This window comes from Geomicrobium sp. JCM 19039, from assembly GCF_000698145.1.
In the GTDB taxonomy this organism is placed as follows: domain Bacteria; phylum Bacillota; class Bacilli; order Bacillales; family Marinococcaceae; genus Geomicrobium_A.
Genome location: NZ_BAXB01000007.1, coordinates 115,097 through 134,004, shown reverse-complemented (window position 1 = coordinate 134,004; position 18,908 = coordinate 115,097). Strand labels below are relative to the sequence as shown.

Here is an 18,908-nt window from a genome sequence, read left to right as displayed (position 1 = left end):
CAAGCTGTGCTGCATGAGGAGTCGATTACGCCTCCAAAAGAGAGGAATACCGGCACGCACAGCATAACAAGACGCGATAGCCGCTTTTTTTACTAGGTGAGTTTATATTGCCGGCGGAATCCAATAGAGGAAATCTCCCCAAATAATATCTCCATTCTCATCTCGTTTATATGGAAGTTGAGGATGTAAACTCCTGAAATGCTGTTCATTAATTTGGATACCTTTTTTATTCTCTGATACGTCACCATCAAACAAATAGTTGCTGTTTGATTCCAACCTGTAAGGATAACGATCTCTTAGTGCAGGACGGGTGTGATAGGAAATAAAACGGTCTAATTCAAAATCCTCCTGTATGTTGGTATATGTGGACATATCCAAATTCCCGCCTTCATTATTGAATGCGATGTTGTTTTCAGCGATCAGACCCGGGTTGCTATTGCTCGTAAAACCTGTCGATCCGTTTTCAAAAGCTATGCTATTGCGAATGATGTGAGGAACGTAGATTCCTTCACCCCCCAGTTTAAAGCCATTTTTATCCCCACCACCTGCACTACCATTAGTAAGTGTGCCGTTTCTATATGCAATACTGTCTTCAATGACAACAGCACCAATTGCACCGGTTCCTACCTTTGCATATAAATCAAAACCATCATCAATATTGTTATGAGCAATTGCTCCTCGAAACACATTGCCTTCCCCTGACGTTAGCTTTGCTGCAAATCCATCCGCGTTGTTCTCTGCAGGGTCTCGATTATCAAAAGATGTCGAGTTTAAGACAAGGTTGTGTGACGGCCACATAGATATATCGTCTTCAGAAGGGTCCGTACGACTGATCTGTAGTCCCGTATCGCCGTTTTCATAGAATCTGCTATTCTCTACAATATTATGACTGCCGCCGATGACGAAACCTTTCGTATTACCTGCGGAACGGGCAAAATCAATGCCCTCGATATGCCAATAATCTCCACTCAGCACCGCACCCTCTGATACAGAGTTAAAATCAATGACCGGGTGACTGCCTTTCTTTGCTTTCAACGTTTTCATTTCACCTTCTGCTCCATCATTATACTTACGAATGTTCAGCTTTTCATCCCGAATGTAGTGCCCATCATGGAGAAGGATTGTTTGTCCTCGGCTGACAAAATCTATGGCAGTATCAACATCAACTGGATCATTCCTTGTACCCTCTCCTGTATGATGGCCTTCAGGTGTCACATGAATTTCGTCTTGGAATGTTCGGTTTATAACCGTGAAATTTTTGATGATCGGCTGATCGTTTGATAAGTTTTTCGAGTCATCGGGTATAAACACAGCCGTAAATCGTGTTTGTTCATTATCATTAAGAGGTGCATGAATGGGCAGGACCACACCAGAGGACATTTTTCCTTCCTCTTTAATCACTTGTCCTTCTTGAATGAGCCGGAGAGTCCCCTCAGTATTGGATTCAGCTTTTACATGATACGTCTCTGTGTCTGATGTCCGTTCTAAGGATACGATGTTCAACGTCGGCTCAACTGGCTCAGATGGGGGGGCAACTTTTGGTGGGTCTACATTTGCATCGGTTACCGACAAATCAATATTATGAACATTTATTGTAGCTTCTCTTGCGACAAAGAAACCTACATACATTTTATCATCTTGTACGCTAAGAATATCTGGTTCAAAGATTATGGTCTGATTCTCGCCATTTAGTGAACCTTTAAACCCACTGTTGGTTTTTGTTAATTGTAATCTGTACTCCGTTGCAGGAAAAGTGTTTGACGAACCGGGGCGCTCTTCCCGTATCATGTTTTTCTGAATACCTTCACTGCCTTCTCCATCAGGAGATATCACCCCGCTTCTTACATACAATTGCGTTCCATTGGCTTCGCTAGTTCCACCGCTAAAGCCTCCGACTGTAGCAACATTGGATGAAAATACGCCTGAATCCCACGCTGGACCGATCGCATCGCGTGCCATAATCCCAAATGACTCCTGACCATCGTGAGGTGCCTTCGCATACTCAATAACTTCAATATCTGCAGATAGGTCAAAATTGTCGCCTTCTGCATTTAATTCAGTATAGTAATAGGAAATGCCATCATGGTCTTGCGTCACCTTCCCGGCATTTCCATGGGCATACAACTCGATGTTGCCACCCTCATGTTCTTTAATGCTGTTGGTGTCTTCACCAATTGATTGGCCAAATACAATCGATTCCCATTGATGTTCTCGCGGATTTTGGACGATAACAGGAAGTTTTATCGCTTTAAACGCCTTCCCGTTTGCCTCAATAACAATCTCGTACCTCCCCGGTTCCAATTCATCATATTCCGATATGTCCAACGACAATGTTTCTTCTTCCACCGTAGTTTGATCTCCATTATCATATGCGTATACAACTTCCAGACCGTTAGGATCAAATGGTTGGCCAATTTCATACGTCGTTTTTGGATATTCCACAATTTCTATATGTGTGACTTCAGGTTCTTTGACTTCGATATCGAAACTTGCTACTTCACCTTTGTAGCTAATTTCAACGGTTTTTCTCCCGATGTGATCGGTGTTCACATCATCAATCTCTACCTCTTGAAGACCTATTCGAACTTCTTCTCCGTCCTCATAATGGGCATAAACCATCGTTCCTGCGGGCTCAAATTCTTCTCCAATAAAATACGACGTCTTAACAGGAGCTTGTCTAATCTCCAGTTCAGTGATCGCCTCGTCACGAATGTCGATCGTGAAAGAATCTAAAGCTCTGAAATAATCATCTGAAACTACCCAGACCGTTTTTTCTCCTGGACTTTCCAGTATTTCACCCGGATGAACCGTTTTACCTTGAATTTGAAAGGATACCTCGGTATGCTCGAGCGGTCCATGTTTGTAACCGTCATTGTATTCTGCCTCGATCTCCAACCCGTCCGTGTTCAATATATCGCCGACATAATACGTTGACTTTGCGGGTGCATATTCCACGGTCAAATCGGTTACAGATAAAGGATGAACAGTCACTTCTATCTCTTCTGTCAATCCATTATAATGTATATTAATTTGCTGATCGCCGGTCTCTTGTGGGTCATAACCCGTAACGATCCACTCGTCTTCGTTGACCCTTCGCTCACTTCCATTGGCGCTTTCAACATGCACACGAAGCCCTTCTAAATTTAAATCTTCCCCTTTCAAATATTCTTTTTTCACCCGTTGATCATCAACAACAAGGGAAGCACCATCTGCTTCATCAGATAATACATCCACCTTATACTCACTAAAAGTCACCGCTGTATTACGTGCCGTAAAAAAACCTCCATAGGAAAGTGCTGCATCAAAATCTTCTACTATTTGATGCTCACCATTCACAGAAAGTTGATACACATCTCCGCTTTTGATGAGAGCGAGTGAGTATTCTTTATTCCCATGTGGGGGATCAGAATCATCAAAAGACCAATGATCCTTTTCGATACTGCTCCTGTCGTTCTTGTTGTAAAACCCTTTCATCTCTTGATCAAGTGCGCCAACAGCCAAGTAATCACCCGTAAAGTGTTCATCATTCTCATTTTTTAGAATCTCATCTCTTACCATGATTCCAAAGCTCACTTGATTGTTCGGTGTCCAATCCTCTACCGTCACAGTCGTGCTTAAATTAAAATTTGAACTTTCTGATATTTGTTTGTATGTGTAAGCGATGCCCTCACTGTTGCTCGCGATTTTCCCTTGGTTATTGGAGCTCCTCATGTATAGCGTGCCATCATCGTTCGTATCAATCTCAAAATTCTCAGCGGTTATACTGTTCTGTCCTCCAAGATCACCAAAAACACTCGCTTTATAATGATCAGGGGGATTAATAAACCCTTGATCTTGAACCGCCTTTGCAACAGAACCATAAGGTGATGCGACAAGTAAAAAAGCTAAGGCGGCTGGAAGCCACCTCTTGAACATGATCATTTCGTTCCCTCCTTTCATTTAATACCCCTTTCACATAGGGAATTTGAAATAATGTTTTGCATTCCAATACGATATGTTTTGGACAAGATCACCTAAATATTTGTAATCCTTTGGTGCTTCCCCATTCTCCACCCACTCACCAATCAGTCTGCAGAGAACGCGCCTAAAGTATTCGTGTCTTGTGTATGACAAGAAGCTCCTTGAGTCCGTCAGCATACCAACAAAAGTACTTAATAGGCCAATATTTGCAAGGTCACTCATGTGCTTTGTCATACCTTCCTTGTGATCATTAAACCACCAGGCTGAACCGAATTGAATCTTACCTACTTGCCCATTCGCAGAAAAGGCACCTAACGCGGAAGCAATCACCTCATTAAACTGAGGGTTCACACTGTATAAAATTGTTTTTGGGAGCGCATTATCTTTTTCCAACTCATTTAAGAAACCATTGAGCTTGGCAGCAATCGGCTGGTCACCAATTGTGTCAAAGCCTGTATCAGCCCCAGCACTTCAAACCACTTGGAGTTGTTGTTGCGCATCGCACTTATATGCAGTTGCATCGTCCAGTTATGATCGTGATACATTTGACCGAGCACTCGCAATACGAACGTTTGGTATTTTTCCTCATCAATCATTGACACTTGTTCACCATTCAAAGCTTTCAGAAAAATGCGGGTTGCTTCTTCTTTTGAACACGGTGAAAACGGAATCCCATATATTCCATGGTCAGATAAACGACATCCATGTTCGTGGAAATACGTCATTCGTTTTTCTAAGCTCATTATAAGATCGTCCAAATGTTCAATCCTTGCGTTTGATGCTTCGCTTAATAATTGAACATATTCTTGAAATGCAGGTGAAGAAATCTGCAGAACTTTGTCAGGTCTGAACGCTGGCAGCACTGCGACTTCGAACTCTTTATCATGAGATAAGCGCTTGTGACTTGCTAAGCTGTCGATAGGATCATCTGTCGTACAAATAAGCTCGACATTCGATTTTTCAATGATTCTTCTCGTGGTTAGGTCGGCTCCTTGCAAGTCAGCATTCACCTTGTCCCAAATCTTCTCAGCATTCGTTTCTGACAACATGTCATTCACATCAAAGTATCTCTTTAATTCTAAGTGAGTCCAGTGAAACAATGGGTTTCCAATTGTTTTCGGAACACACGCTGCCCACTTCATGAATTTCTCTTTATCACTTTTATCTCCGGTAATGTAGGATTCATCTACCCCGAGCATTCGCATCGCTCGCCATTTGTAGTGATCTCCATGTAGCCATATTTCCGAGATGTTTTCATATTTACGATTCTGTTCAATCTCATTGGGAGGAACGTGACAATGATAATCAATAATCGGCATCTCTTTCGCATAATCATGGTAAAGTTGTTTTGCGGCGTCTGAGTTTAATAAGAAATGATCATCTATAAACGTGTCTTTAGAAATTAGCATTCAACCTCTCCTTTTACTTGTTTGTATGCTTCATTAGCGTTTCAATGGCTGCACTACCGCCTTCTTTACATAGAATCGTTAAATACGAAGCAACAACTGCAGGACTCACACATTCCATACTCTCTTTCCAAATCTGTTCATTGTTCATCACATTCAGTACGAGCTCTTGCATGGTTTGTTTTCGCTGTGAAACGTTGTTCCATTCGGCGTACATAAAATTCATGGTGGAAAGTTCCTCTCGCAAAGGCACCGCGATACCGTTAATGACCGTTGTCCCACTCTCTTGATCGGGCTCTGTCGGTCGGAAATAATAAATTAACGCCGCAAGTGACAAGCTAAGATAATGTTCAGCTGCAGTTTCCTCACCTTTCCACTTGCGCCAAATGGGCACTACCCGAGAGCGGAATTTCTGCATTCCATTCAGGCCTAAATCCGAAAGTTGATGATGCTGATAAGGGTTGTCAAAGCGTTCAATGACCCCCTCAATATACGCCTCTTTCTCTTCGTCAGTTTGAGGAAGTACCGGGCGAATAACCGAGTGCATGACTTCCTTGATAAATTGCCTGAGTTGGTCATTACTCATCGCTTGTTTGACAGTCGTTGTACCGACAAACTGTGCCAATGCAAACATCATCGTATGCGGCGCATTAAGAAGTCTCACTTTGAGTTCTGAATACGCTTTCACTTCCCCGTACTGCACATTCAATCCACTAACCTTGTGCAAAGGAAGAATATCCTTAATGGTATCGTTCCCTTCAATGACAAGCAGATGATACGGTTCAGCAACTGTGAGAAGATAATCCTCATACCCTAACCGATGAAAATAGTGTTCGTCGTTCTCTTTTGGATAGCCGGTCACAATTCGATCAACGAGTGTGTTATAAAAAATTGATGGTTCAACACCCAATTTTTGAAATTTCCACCTAATTCCCAGTCATGGATTTTCCGTAAAATAATCTCTTTTAGCAGACTCCCATTATTGTCGATTAACTCTAAGGGAAGAATATGTAATCCACCCTCCTTTGATCCTTTAAAAGCTTGATACCTTGCATACAATAGTTGTGTTACTTTGCCCGGGAAAGATAAACAGGCACGATCCTTTTCCAAACGTTCGTAAGTGTATGAGAGCCCTGCTTCTGTCGTGTTTGACGTAATGACTTGCAACTCTTCAGATGCGGCAAACGTCAAAAATCGCTCCCAATCTTCATACGGATTGATCCCTTCGCCAATGGATGTAATTACCTCCGATTCATCGATGACCTTTTCCTTCATATATCCTTTTAACATGACAGTAAATGATCCGTCTTGCCTATCAAATATTGACATCTTCTTTCCGTGAGGAGTCGGCTGAACAGCAACCGCACGTCCTCGATACTCTCCGGTTGTATTGAGCTGATGAATCATCCAATTAAAGTATGCACGTATAAAATTGCCTTCTCCAAACTGCATAATTCGAAACGGATGAGGTTCGTACGCTTCTTTTGGTGCTAGTTCTTTTGCGCGGATAAGCGAATGATCTAATATAGCCATAAACATTGCACCCTTTCACTTACAAAATCACGCCATCTTTGAAAATGGCTATCTCTTTAAATTCATACTTCTCGTTTTGCGTTTGAACTTCGCCGGAGGCAAGTTTAATAATGTATTCAAGCAGCTCTTCTGCAACGCCTTCGATATTCGCTCCTTCAACAATTTGACCGGCATTAAAATCAATCCACCGTTTTTTCTTACGGGCAAGCGTTGTATTTGTCGAGATTTTCACGGTTGGCACGGGACCGCCATACGGCGTTCCTCTACCTGTCGTAAACAAGACAATATGTGCACCAGACGCTGCAAGATTGGATACAGACACAAGGTCGTTCCCTGGGCCTTGAAGAAGGTTTAGACCATTTCTTTCCGCTCGGCTCGCATAACTTAATACATCCACAATCGGAGCAGATCCACCCTTTTGCACACACCCTAAAGATTTCTCTTCCAGCGTTGTAATACCACCCTCTTTATTACCTGGGGAAGGGTTTTCATAGACGACTTGATTGTGCCGGATAAAATAATCCTTAAAATCATTAACGAGATGAACGGTTTTATGAAATACGTCTTCACTTTCTGCACGATTCATGAGCAGCGTCTCCGCGCCAAACATCTCTGGAACTTCAGTCATAATTGCAGTCCCGCCCATTTCAATTAATCGATCAGAAAACCGCCCAACCAGTGGATTGCCCGTAATTCCTGAGAACCCATCGGACCCACCGCACTTTAAACCAATTTTCAATTCAGAAATAGGGATGTCTTCTTTCTGAAAAGTATTCGCATATTCCACCAATTCAGAGATGCACTGAAGTCCTTCTTCAAGCTCGTCATCCACTTCCTGCGCACTAAAAAACATGACTTTCTTATCTTTTACTTCTCCTACCATAGATTGAAATGATTGGATTGTATTATTTTCACACCCTAGCCCCATAACAAGTACACCAGCTGCATTTGGATGTTGTACGAGACTGCTTAAAAATTGCTGCGTATACTTCAAGTCGTCACCAAGCTGTGAACATCCAAACGGGTGAGGGAAGCTACGAATCTCATCTACTTCATCAGCAGTAGTTAGTTCTTTCGTTGCCAGTTTGGCTAAGAGCTCTGCAGATTTGTTTATGCAGCCTACCGTGTTAATAATCCATATCTCATTTCGAATGGCCACATCTTGATTGCCTCGTCGATACCCTTTGAACGTTACAGAGCTCTTTTTTTATTCTCACGATCTGTTTGCAGAGGATTGTATGAATACGTTAATTTTCCATCTAAATTTGTTTTTAAGTTGTGTGAGTGCACCCAGCTGCCTGCCATAATATTCTCTGTAATTGACCCGATCGCATTGCCGTACTTTATAATTTCCGTACCTGTCGCCATTTCTTGGAGAGCTACTTTATGACCTGCTGCAATATCTTCCTTCAATACAATCGTTTCGTTTCCGACTTTTAGCCATTGCCCAGATTTTCCATCGCCGAGCATGACCGCGACATTGTCTTTATCGTGTATTTTGATATTTTGAACGCTCATTGCGTCCTCCTTTAGTGTGAGAATATTGATGTATAACCTCGCACTGCCCAATCAGCTTCTTCTAACTCGCTTGGAAGCTTCCACAATTCAAATGATTTTTTCATGATCTCGTCTAAACCTTTGACTGACCTCCGTTTGTCTTCACGAATTACGGATTGATCTGGAAACACAATGGTGTCATTCATCGCTGTATGCAAGGCATCAATGCACATTACGTGAGGGATTACCGATTCGGGACCGCATAAAACATGTGTATAGTCTTTAGTTTTCACCGCTTCAATGCATGAAAATAGCTTTTGACTTCTTTCCTCTTCAGGATCCGAGTACCTTCGTATCGTCCCGTCCCGCATCGTAACGATGATTGAACCATACCGCTCATACTGAATCACAGCGTCTTCAAAAACATACTCATAGATCGGGCCTTTTTGTTCGGCTCCCGCGTGCGTCGCTAAATAAAGAAGCTCAGTTCCTCCTTCTACTTTGACTCTCAATGCACATGTATCAAACGTTTCAATTGGGTTAACTCGGTATAATTCCGACTCTAGCTTTAACGGATGTGCACTTTCAAAAGGGGTGCTGCCCAGCAAGTAGAACATGTTATGAAGAAAATGAGCCGCTGCATTATTGGCTACGCTGTCATAAATCGGTATGCCGTCATCAGTTTTGCATTTCCCCGCCCATACGGCTCGCTGAAAATAATTGTCATCCCTTGGCCATAGCACTAACGTTTTAAACTGAATGGGCCGACCAAAGGTTCCGCTTATGACCTCGGCCTTTAATTTTTGTATCGAACGCGAGTAAGACCAATCGAAGCCAACAGCAACAAATCGTTTTTTCTCATTCTTAAGCGCAATGATGTCATAAATCTGTTCAATGTCCGTTGTCAATGGTTTCTCACATAAAACATGGCTGTCGTGTTTTAGAGCGGCAAGAGTTTGTTCATTATGGTAAGGTATAGGACTCGAAATAATTGTTAAATCAGCCGAGTGATTTGCAAAGAATTCATCAACCGTTTCAAAGACTGGAATGGACCCCTTTTTTACTTCGGCGTAGAATGGACTCCTCTCTGGGTTAGGATCTACAACGCCTTTCACCAATGAGAATTGATCCATTGAAAGAAGTTCACGCACATACGTGCTTCCGTAACCGCCGATACCGACGAGCAATATAGATACTTCTTTTATCTCAACCACCCCTCTCTCGCTCAGCCATATTCTGTGCTTTCAGACTTAACTCAGATGCTAGAAAAGCATGTTCCTGAGTCATTGCCTTCTCAGTTCCATGCAAACAGTCTCCAATAAGATGGTGATAAAACGGGAGTCCTACTTTACCTTTTAATGAAAAGTATTGTTCTCCTTCATGATTAACAAGAAATAGGTGATCACTTTCTCGACTACGCATGAGGTCAAGATTCTTGCGCAATTCAATATACCCGTCTGTTCCTAAAATAAATGTCCGGCCATCGCCCCAAGAATGAAGCCCATCTGGTGTCAGCCAATCGACACGGAAATAATTCGATGCTCCGTTATCTGCCTTTAGGGACACTTCCCCAAAATCTTCAAGTTCCGGATAATCTGGATGTGCATAATTCTCCGTACGACTAAACACCACTTCAGCACGTTTAGCTCCTGAGAAGGTTAGAAATTGTTCTACTTGATGACTGCCAATATCACAAAGGATTCCGCCGTATTTCTCCTTTTCAAAAAACCAAGAAGAACGCTCTCCCTCTTTCAGCTTGTGAGGGCCTGTGCCAATGACTTGTACCACTCTGCCAATGGCCCCTTCTTCAATAAGCTGTCCGGCAAAAACGGCACTTTCAACGGCAATGCGTTCACTGTAATTCACCGCCCAAACCTTGCCTGTTTGCCTAACCATCTCTTTTGCCTTCTCTAACTGTTGGATGCTCGTGAACGGTGTTTTTGCGGTGAAATAATGCTTGCCGTGCCGATGGACTTTTAGACCTAACTCTCCTCTTTCAGAAGGAATCGGCGCAGCCGCAACCATGTGAACTTCTTGATCTTCTAAAATTGTTTGCGCTGAAGGAGCCACCTCCACTTCAGGAAACTTCTCTTTAAACCATTGCGTTTTATGAGGATCTGGGTCATACACCCACTTCACAGATGCTCCAGCATCTGCAAGTCTTTTGCACATTCCATAAATATGATTGTGATCCAAACCGATTGCTGCAATGTTGAACTCTCCCTGTTGCACCGCTCTGCCAAGTTTAAGGTTCGGGGTGTATGTCTTCATGTGCTCACCTCATTTCTTATACATGCTCAATGAATCGTTCTTTCATCTGAACGAGAACATCATCTCCTGGTTGATTCCAAAGATCTTGATTAATAATCTCTACTTCAACCGGTCCGCAATATCCATTCTTTTCTACTGATTCTCTTAATTTTTTAATGTTAATCACCCCATCACCCATCATGGCTCTGCCTTTAAACATGTCTTTCATCGGTACTTTCCAATCCGACACATGAAAACCAAGGATTTTTCCATGTGCACGATCAATTTCCTTCATAATGTTTGGGTCCCACCAAATATGAAACACATCAAGAACAATACCGAGGTGGGCTGAATTGAAATGTTCTATTAACGTATTCGCTTCACCAGCAGTAACGATCACAGAACGATCTGCTGCATACATTGGATGTAACGGTTCAATACCTAATTGAACCCCTCGTGAAGCTGCATATGGCAAGATTGCTTCGATACCTTCAAGCACCCACTGTCGACTCACTTCAAGATCATCGTCACCAGAAGCACCACACACAAGCACTAAGACTTTTGCACCCAATTCTGCTGCTTCGTCAATGGCTCGTTTATTGTCTTCAATTCGTTTTATTCTCTCGTTTTTGGTACGTGCAGGGAACATTCCGCCGCGGCACAAACTAGAGACTTGCAACCCATGAGCCTGAAGCATTCGCTTCGTTTCTTGAATTCCTACTTCTTGGATTTTGTGGCGCCATAATGAAATCCATGACACGCCATGCCGATCACAACCTTCAATGGCCTGTCGTACATCCCACTGTTCAGTTGTAATTTGATTTAAACTTACACGTTCAACTTGTACTTGCTGCATGTTTCGCCTCCTTGTTGAATACCAGACAACTTTAACCACTGCTGCATTCGCTCGGTAGCCAATTGAGGTGCTGTCAGGACTCCTGCTTGGTCTGCCAACGTAAACAATTGAGAAAGGTGTAAAAGAGAACGTGCACTCTCTGCACCACCGACCATGCGAAAATGGGATTGATGCCCATTCAAGTAGGCTAAAAATACAATGCCCGTTTTATAAGAGAACGTTGGCTTTTGGAAAATATGTCGTGCCAATGGCAATGTCTTTTCCATTTTTCTGCGATATCCCGCCACATCTCCTGCATCCAAATCATTCAATGCATCTGCCGCTGTTGGGGCAATGGCGTCAAAGATTCCGAGCAGTGCATGGCTATAGCCAACTTCATCCCCTTCGATTAACTCCGGATAATTAAAGTCATCGCCCGTATACATCTTTACACTTTCCGGTAATTGGCGACGCATGACGATTTCTTTCTGTTTGTCTAGCAAAGAGATTTTAATTCCATCTACTCGTTGTTGATGCTCCCTAATCACATCCAAACAATGACTCATCGCTTCATTGAGGTTCGCGCTGCCCCAATAACCGGAAAGAGAAGGATCAAACATTTCTCCCAACCAATGAAGGATGACAGGACTCGATACTTGACTTAGTACACGCCCGTATACATACGCGTAATCTTCCGGAGATCTGGCTGTGCGCGCCAATGCACGACTGGCCATTAGTATAACTTGACCTCCAGCTTGCTCAATATGTTCGCACTGTTCTTCGTAAGCAATTGCGATTTCATCGAGTGTGGCAGGCTTATTCGGATCAAGCTGGTCGGTGCCTGCACCGCAAGCTATTTTCCCATTCACTGCTTGAGCTTCTTTTACTGAACGAGTAATCAGTGTTTTCGCTTGACTCCATTCTAGGCCCATCCCACGTTGTGCAGTATCCATCGCCTCTGCCACAGCAAACCCTAGATTCCATAAAAAATGTCGATAGTTAAGCGTTGCTTCCCAATCAATACCTGTATCTTTCAATGGGTCACCAGTCGAGAATGGATCTGCCACGACGTGAGCCGCAGAAAACGCAATTCGCTTATGAAACGTCACTTTTTCCGCTTGCTTTATCTCTTTAGTTTGCAACACGTATTCGACCACTTGTCGATCACTTGTTGGTAAAAAAATTGATGTTCGTGTCATGAAGTGACCTCTTGATTTTCAAGTGAGGGAACTTTCATCCATCGCTTTTCATCTGAAGATTGCACCGCGAGGTCTGCCAATTGTGTTCCCCTTGCACCTTCTAAGAAGTCCCAAGGAAATGGCGTATCGCTATGCACATGTTCTAAGAACATCTCCCACTGAAGCTTAAATGCGTTCTCATAGATTTCATTACTCGGAACATCCTCCCACTGGTTTGTAAACGCTATCGTATTCTCAAGATCAGGGTTCCAAACTGGTTTCGGTGTGTTAACACGATGTTGTGTCTTGCATTCCCTAAGTCCTGCCACTGCACTTCCAAACTCCCCGTCAACTTGAATTGTAAGCAGGTCATCACGATTGACCCGTACTGCCCAAGAGGAATTAATTTGAGCGATTACATCATCTTTCAGTTTGATCGTTGCATAAGCTGCATCATCCGCGGTTGCCTCATATGCATTGCCATGTTCATCCACCCGTTTTTCGATGTGCGTTGTATACGTACAGCTAACTTCCTCCACAGATCCAAACAGATGATCGAGGACATACCGCCAATGTGGGAACATGTCGCTAATGATTCCTCCACCTTCTTCTTTTTTATAATTCCATGAAGGACGCTGACACTCTTGCCAGTCTCCTTCAAACACCCAGTACCCAAATTCCATCCGGACCGATAAAATTCTACCGAAAAATTTTGAATCAATGAGTTTCTTTAATTTGATAATTCCTGGAAGGAATAATTTATCTTGAACTACACCATTTTTAACACCCGAATCTTTCGCAAGCCGAGCAAGCTTCAAAGAGTCTTGTAACGATGTTGCGGTCGGCTTTTCACAATAAATATGTTTGCCCGCAGCGATTGCTTTTTCAATGCTCTCTTTGCGTCTCGTCGTTGTTTGAGAGTCGAAATAGATTGGATAGTTGCCGTCGTAAAGCACTTCATCAAGATTTGTGGTCCACTTCTCAATGCCATGCGCTTCGCATAATGCTTGTAATTTATGTTCGTTTCTTCCGACCAAAATCGGTTCTGGATAGACAATATCTCCATTCTCTAATGTAACTCCTCCTTGTTCCCTTATCGCTTTAATGGAACGAATAAGATGTTGCCTTGTCCCCATTCTCCCAGTAACCCCGTTCATAATGATTCCATATTTATACACGTTCGTCATATGAAGCCCTCCTTTTCGCCTATGCATATAACGTAATACAGATTGGAGAAGCTTTCTTATTAAATCGCACCCATTCATTCTGAATTTCTCAAAAAAAGAACTGATTTTTCAAATAAAAAACATAAGCCTGCGCAAAGGCGTTGACTTATGTTTTATTGTATGTCGAACGATATGTGTTTGGCGGGATTCCCACATGCTTTTTAAAAATACGATAAAACGTCGCCAATGATGAGAAGCCAACTTCAAAACATATGGATGAAATTTCTTGATCCGATTCAGTAAGTAACTGCTTTGCACGGCCAATCCTTACTTCAGACAGATAATGCATAGGGGTCCGGGAATACTGATCTTTAAAAATTCTTTGTATATAACTCTTACTCACGTTGACTTTTTTTTGATAAATCTTCGAGGCTTTGCAGTTCATAATAACGGCGGTCAATGGTTTCTTTAATGCTCTCTAGCCGAACCACACTTTGATATTGATTCGTGGATTCTGATCGTTTAGAGCGGATAAGGATGCACAATATCTCAATTAAGTGAGATTTAAGGATATGGTCCTGCAAATCATCCTGCAGTGATTTTTCGTACAGCATTTTACGCAGTAGTTGCCTAAACTCACTGCTTTCGAATGGATACAATGTCCTTCGCTCAGGTTGTATAAATGCCCGCTCCAGCAGGTCATCTTCGATATGGGTATTTAAATATTTTTGGTCAAATTCTAGCACCAATATGGTAAGTTTTGTATTTGCACTTATGGAATGGGAAGTGAACGGAGGAATGATGAGTACATCATCTTTGGTGATGATATAGTCATCATTGCCGAGCTGACAGTTTCCGTGCCCTTCAAGTGCATATAAAATCTGAAATGTCTCATGAAAATGCTTGTGTACTTCTTGAAAGTTTTTGTGTTTGCTTTCAAAAATACGCACCTTATCATTATGCAGTATAGAAGACATTCGGTCCCACCTCACTTTCCTTTAAACGTTTCGACGCATCGCTTTCCTTTCCTTCAACGACTTAATCTCTCGATCGTTTCTCGCAACGACTTCCCAACAGACTCCCCCACCCCGGAAGTGTCTGACTGCCTTTCGTTGTGAAGACGAGTAGAGATGCCATCGCATCCATATGCTTCTTTCATGGCATGGGCGACGAGCTGGGTAACGTAATGAATCGGTCCCGCAAGGTGAACGGGGAGCTCATACAGGTTTTCATAATGTTCGTTAGGAACAACGAGCACGTGCCCGTGATTGTTCGGCCACCATTTACTTGCAACGAAGACCGTCACATTCGAATCTTGGTAAACAATGTACTTTTGCTTCGTCCCGTTATTTGGTCGTGCTATTCCTTTGACGACTCGGTAAAATGGACATTCATAGTTTTTAGGGACATGGGAATACTTTTTTCATACTCACTTCTCCAATCCATTGAAAAGTCAAATTTCCTTGTAAGTCGCTAGGAATAGTGTTATTTTTTAAAAAAAGGAGGATTTACGATGACAACCATCGGACCACTCGTTTCAACTGATTGGCTAGCAGAACATTTACACGACGACAACCTTGTTATCCTAGATGCAACAACATTTCTTAAGTTACCAGAAGGAGACGGTTTGTACTCGATTAATAGCGGGATCGATGCCTATAAAGAAGCTCATATCCCTGGCGCTGTGCACGCAGATGTATTGCACGAACTCGCTGATCCTGACGATGAGAACGCATTCACGCTCCCTTCAAGAGAACGATTTGTTAATAAGATTGAAGCGCTAGGTGTTGGTGAAGGCAAGCATGTTGTCATTTATGACCGTGTCGCGGAAGTGGGATCAAGCAATGCGGCTTCAGACTGGGCTACTCGAGTGTGGTGGATGCTGCGTTTTGAAGGATTCGACGACATTTCCATACTCGAAGGCGGAATCCGCAAATGGGAACGTGAAAACCGCGAGATGCGCTCCGGGGTAGAAACGAATCCACACGCGAACTTTACTTTCGAACGCAGGCCAGAACTTCTCGCAACGAAAGAAGACGTTAAGAACGCAATGACCGATTCATCAACGGTGTTAATGAATTGCCTGTCTCCGGATACATTTTCCGGCACAGTGAACACGTACGGCAGGCCCGGACACATTCCAAGCAGCGTGAACGTATACTTCCGCAGCTTGTCTGACGAAGAGTCATTACTTGTTAAAAAAGAAGAAGAATTACACGAAATTTTTGAGCCGATGGGTGTATTTGATACGAATAAAAAGGTAATTACCTACTGCGGCGGTGGCATTGCCGCTACGTGGAATGCCTTCATTATGTATATGCTCGGCAGAGAAGACGTTGCTGTTTATGACGGTTCCATGACCGAATGGGTGAAAGATGAATCGTTGCCGCTCACTACAGCATAAAGATGTTTACCCGAACACGGGCATTTCATATTTACTAGCATGGTGAGATTGCCACGTGCTGCCCTTAGGCTCTTGTGTATAACTACACTTTCAACTTGATCGAGATTGCCCACATACGTTTTGGTATGTGGGTAACTGTATACATACGTATGCTTTTCCACATGTTTATCCACTTTATCACTACTTTTGTGGACAGAATGGAAGTTTTGCTTTGTTTAAAAGAAGTTTCTGTCCACATAAATCCCCCTATCGCGCAATGAGTTTATGTGAAGGAGGGTTTTTATGGCGCGTCTTATCCGAATGAGGTTCATGCGCAGAAAACAAACGGAAGCATACCCAAACCTGCTTCCTATCGTCTCATTTCTAAGGAATGATCTATACACGTTGCACGAAAGAAATTCAATAGTTCTTGATGTTGTAACTACATCAACCTCCGTTCCATACGCTCGACGCAAGAAATTCCACCCTTTCGGTCATAAAAGCTAACGATTATCGGCACCTCGGGAGCCGATGGTTACAGGCTCTTGAGGTATATGAATAAACAGGTTGACGTTAGGTATAGAAACGAACGCTCATAGATCACCCAGTATCAGGTGAACTGCGGCATTCTAGAGCGTTTCGGACGCAATCTATATAGAATGAACATAAGATCTTCCTATTTTATGCTGTTGAGTTGGAGGGTAACGCGGTACTGGGTGCCATTTTGCGCGCTAGTTTGCCTAGTTTAACGTTTTCGCTGCTCATTCCGCTAAACTTGCGCGCAGTTTGTTCCAACTGGAGCGCAGATTCAATGCCCATAATCGAGCAATCTGTCGGCTCCAGCAGGCGGAAGCAAAGTCGCACTCGGTTCGGCGCGGCTCGCGCCGACAACATGTTGGTACTTCGGGGCGGGGATGTGCACGTGACCTTATAATCTGTTACCTAGTTTATGAGAATATACCACTTTTCCTGCGATTTTCCCCAACTTGAGAACCGTTCGGTCCCAATTCGAGCACAGTTTCCACTTTTCCAAGCTTACCACTGGTTCCTGAAGAGATTATTTAGTTCAACTGATATAGATCACCATTCTCCATTAAATTCCAAATACATGAGTGCTTAGGAAACGGACATAATCACACGTAATACAATCTGCTTTTTTCCATACCCTACCCACTCCCCCGTGTATAATCCCTCTTATATACCGTTTTTTACCGCCCGGGTCGCTGCGAAGCTCTTAATATGTTGATCAATGAGCCGAGTGCCACCAAAATCATCCTCATAGAAACCAATAATTGAGAAGCCGGCATCAATCTGCCCTTGCAGTTGATCTTCAAGTGTATGTGCGTATTCAACCGTGTTATTTTGTTCTAACCAGCGGTTCTTCTCGACTTCTGAAAGGTGCGCAATGGAATTTGTCGGGACCGAATGCCGTACCTTGAGCCTTCCCCGCTCTTCTTCCTCATCATCAAACACATATAAAAACGGATGTGTGAATCCCGCGATAAGCTCCCTCCTTTTTTCAGCACACGGGCACACTCCTGCCAAACAGGTTGTATGTCTTCGACAAATACGTTCGATACTGGATGAACGATAAGGTCAAAACTCTCATTCATAAAAGAAGACAGATTGCTCATCTCACCTTGAATCGTTTTGAGCACTAGACCATCGCGCTCCGCGACGTAGCGGTCTTGTGCTAACTGATTGTCGGAAAGATCAAAAACAGTGACGTCTGCACCTGCTGCTGCGAGGATCGGTCCTTGTTGCCCACCACCTGAGGCGAGACAGAGGATTTTGACGTTGTGCAGTGAGGAAGGGAACCAATGCTTTGGAACCGGTCGGTCAACGGTAATGTGAATGCTCCAATCTCCCTCTTTCGCTTTCTGAATCGCTTCACTTGAAACTGGATGTGTATACGCGGCACCCGTTTTAACTTTTTGATCCCACGCTTTTTGATTTTGTTCGATCATGATTTACCCCCTACGGAGAGGATGAAAAACGATGGTTAAACGGCTCGTCATCATCATCTTTATTGTACTGCTTGCGATCGTCTCCATCTCTTTATATGGATTATGGGACCGATCAAATCAATACGCCGACGTGCTTTATCAACACAGCACGACGCCGTCACAAATACCTGCACAACCGTTAGACACGAATGGCTACACACCGATTTCCACTGATTATGAAGTTCGGTATGAACAAGACGGGGGAGCCACACCTCTCTTCACGATTGCAGAAGCTTATGAATCTAACGACGGGACGGAATCTTTATATCAGTTGCAATTTCAATTACACTTTCATGATCATGAAAACACCCCACTAACGAACAGACGAGCAACCCTGAAGGTTTATAGCCAAAATTTCTGGGAATATGAAGATGGACTTGTTTATGGAACATATACTACTTCTTCTGGTGATCAACAGCTTGTCCCATTGCATGCGGATGCTCACTTTACAAGCGATCACTATACCATAAATGCAAACTATTATAAAAATATTGACGGGTGATTCATATTTCCTAACCAGCATTGAAGGCGCGCTCAGTGTCACGCTTATGCAGCGAGAAGCTGAAAGTTTTCAGCTCGTCTTTTACGCAGATGAAAGGGCGGATTCACTCACTTCTGAACAGCATATCTATTGGATAAATAAAAGAAGGAGGCGACAAGCTCCTCAAAGAACGTAGCTTATTAGAGTACTAAA

At 43.1% G+C, this 18,908-nt stretch carries 13 protein-coding genes and 3 pseudogenes; 2 read left to right on the top strand and 14 right to left on the bottom strand.

Annotated elements, in window-relative coordinates; translation table 11 throughout:
• Positions 1-102: 102 nt before the first annotated feature.
• The 13 genes and pseudogenes from JCM19039_RS09290 to JCM19039_RS09235 all read right to left on the bottom strand — a co-directional run bounded on the left by JCM19039_RS09290 (position 103) and on the right by JCM19039_RS09235 (position 15,152).
• Positions 103-3,921, bottom strand: coding sequence for a bacterial Ig-like domain-containing protein (locus JCM19039_RS09290; protein ID WP_052398666.1), 3,819 nt, complete (start codon positions 3,919-3,921; stop codon positions 103-105).
• Between the two features lie 30 nt (positions 3,922-3,951).
• A pseudogene (gene uxaC, locus JCM19039_RS09285) lies at positions 3,952-5,369 on the bottom strand (glucuronate isomerase).
• 13 nt (positions 5,370-5,382) lie between these two features.
• Positions 5,383-6,276, bottom strand: coding sequence for a hypothetical protein (locus JCM19039_RS09280; RefSeq protein WP_042426304.1), 894 nt, complete (start codon positions 6,274-6,276; stop codon positions 5,383-5,385).
• Positions 6,225-6,899, bottom strand: coding sequence for a hypothetical protein (locus JCM19039_RS09275; RefSeq protein ID WP_042426299.1), 675 nt, complete (start codon positions 6,897-6,899; stop codon positions 6,225-6,227). Before JCM19039_RS09275 ends, JCM19039_RS09280 begins: the two co-directional genes overlap by 52 nt.
• Positions 6,900-6,918: 19 nt before the next feature.
• Positions 6,919-8,417 (bottom strand): annotated as a pseudogene (locus JCM19039_RS09270) (UxaA family hydrolase).
• 11 nt (positions 8,418-8,428) lie between these two features.
• Positions 8,429-9,610, bottom strand: coding sequence for a Gfo/Idh/MocA family protein (locus tag JCM19039_RS09265; protein ID WP_193744191.1), 1,182 nt, complete (start codon positions 9,608-9,610; stop codon positions 8,429-8,431).
• Complete coding sequence (locus JCM19039_RS09260; RefSeq protein WP_042426295.1) at positions 9,603-10,667, bottom strand: Gfo/Idh/MocA family protein; 1,065 nt, start codon at positions 10,665-10,667, stop codon at positions 9,603-9,605. Before JCM19039_RS09260 ends, JCM19039_RS09265 begins: the two co-directional genes overlap by 8 nt.
• Positions 10,668-10,683: 16 nt before the next feature.
• On the bottom strand, positions 10,684-11,502 hold the full coding sequence (locus JCM19039_RS09255) for a sugar phosphate isomerase/epimerase (RefSeq protein ID WP_042426292.1): 819 nt from the start codon (positions 11,500-11,502) through the stop codon (positions 10,684-10,686).
• A complete protein-coding gene (locus tag JCM19039_RS09250; protein WP_052398664.1) occupies positions 11,475-12,680 on the bottom strand; it encodes a dihydrodipicolinate synthase family protein in 1,206 nt (401 codons plus the stop codon). The genes JCM19039_RS09255 and JCM19039_RS09250 overlap by 28 nt, the downstream gene beginning before the upstream one ends.
• Positions 12,677-13,846, bottom strand: coding sequence for a Gfo/Idh/MocA family protein (locus JCM19039_RS09245; RefSeq protein ID WP_042426289.1), 1,170 nt, complete (start codon positions 13,844-13,846; stop codon positions 12,677-12,679). Before JCM19039_RS09245 ends, JCM19039_RS09250 begins: the two co-directional genes overlap by 4 nt.
• 145 nt (positions 13,847-13,991) lie before the next feature.
• The gene (locus tag JCM19039_RS27905; protein ID WP_081834430.1) at positions 13,992-14,270 is read right to left on the bottom strand and encodes a helix-turn-helix domain-containing protein; all 279 of its coding nucleotides are present in this window, start codon (positions 14,268-14,270) and stop codon (positions 13,992-13,994) included.
• Positions 14,221-14,802 carry an AraC family ligand binding domain-containing protein gene (locus JCM19039_RS09240; protein WP_081834429.1) on the bottom strand — a complete coding sequence of 194 codons (582 nt, stop codon included), beginning with the start codon at positions 14,800-14,802 and terminating at the stop codon, positions 14,221-14,223. The genes JCM19039_RS27905 and JCM19039_RS09240 overlap by 50 nt, the downstream gene beginning before the upstream one ends.
• A 53-nt stretch (positions 14,803-14,855) precedes the next feature.
• Positions 14,856-15,152 (bottom strand): HIT family protein, encoded by a 297-nt coding sequence (locus JCM19039_RS09235; protein WP_307190218.1) that lies wholly within the window; start codon positions 15,150-15,152, stop codon positions 14,856-14,858.
• A 186-nt stretch (positions 15,153-15,338) separates the two neighbouring features.
• Between JCM19039_RS09235 and JCM19039_RS09230 the strand changes: the two genes are divergently transcribed.
• The gene (locus JCM19039_RS09230) at positions 15,339-16,229 is read left to right on the top strand and encodes a sulfurtransferase (protein WP_042426286.1); all 891 of its coding nucleotides are present in this window, start codon (positions 15,339-15,341) and stop codon (positions 16,227-16,229) included.
• A 1,173-nt stretch (positions 16,230-17,402) separates the two neighbouring features.
• Here the strand turns inward: JCM19039_RS09230 and JCM19039_RS09220 are convergent.
• Positions 17,403-18,175, bottom strand: a pseudogene (locus tag JCM19039_RS09220) (class I SAM-dependent methyltransferase).
• A 31-nt stretch (positions 18,176-18,206) separates the two neighbouring features.
• Between JCM19039_RS09220 and JCM19039_RS09215 the strand changes: the two are divergent.
• Positions 18,207-18,716, top strand: a complete 510-nt coding sequence (locus tag JCM19039_RS09215) for a hypothetical protein (RefSeq protein ID WP_042426280.1) — start codon at positions 18,207-18,209, stop codon at positions 18,714-18,716.
• Positions 18,717-18,908: the final 192 nt, after the last annotated feature.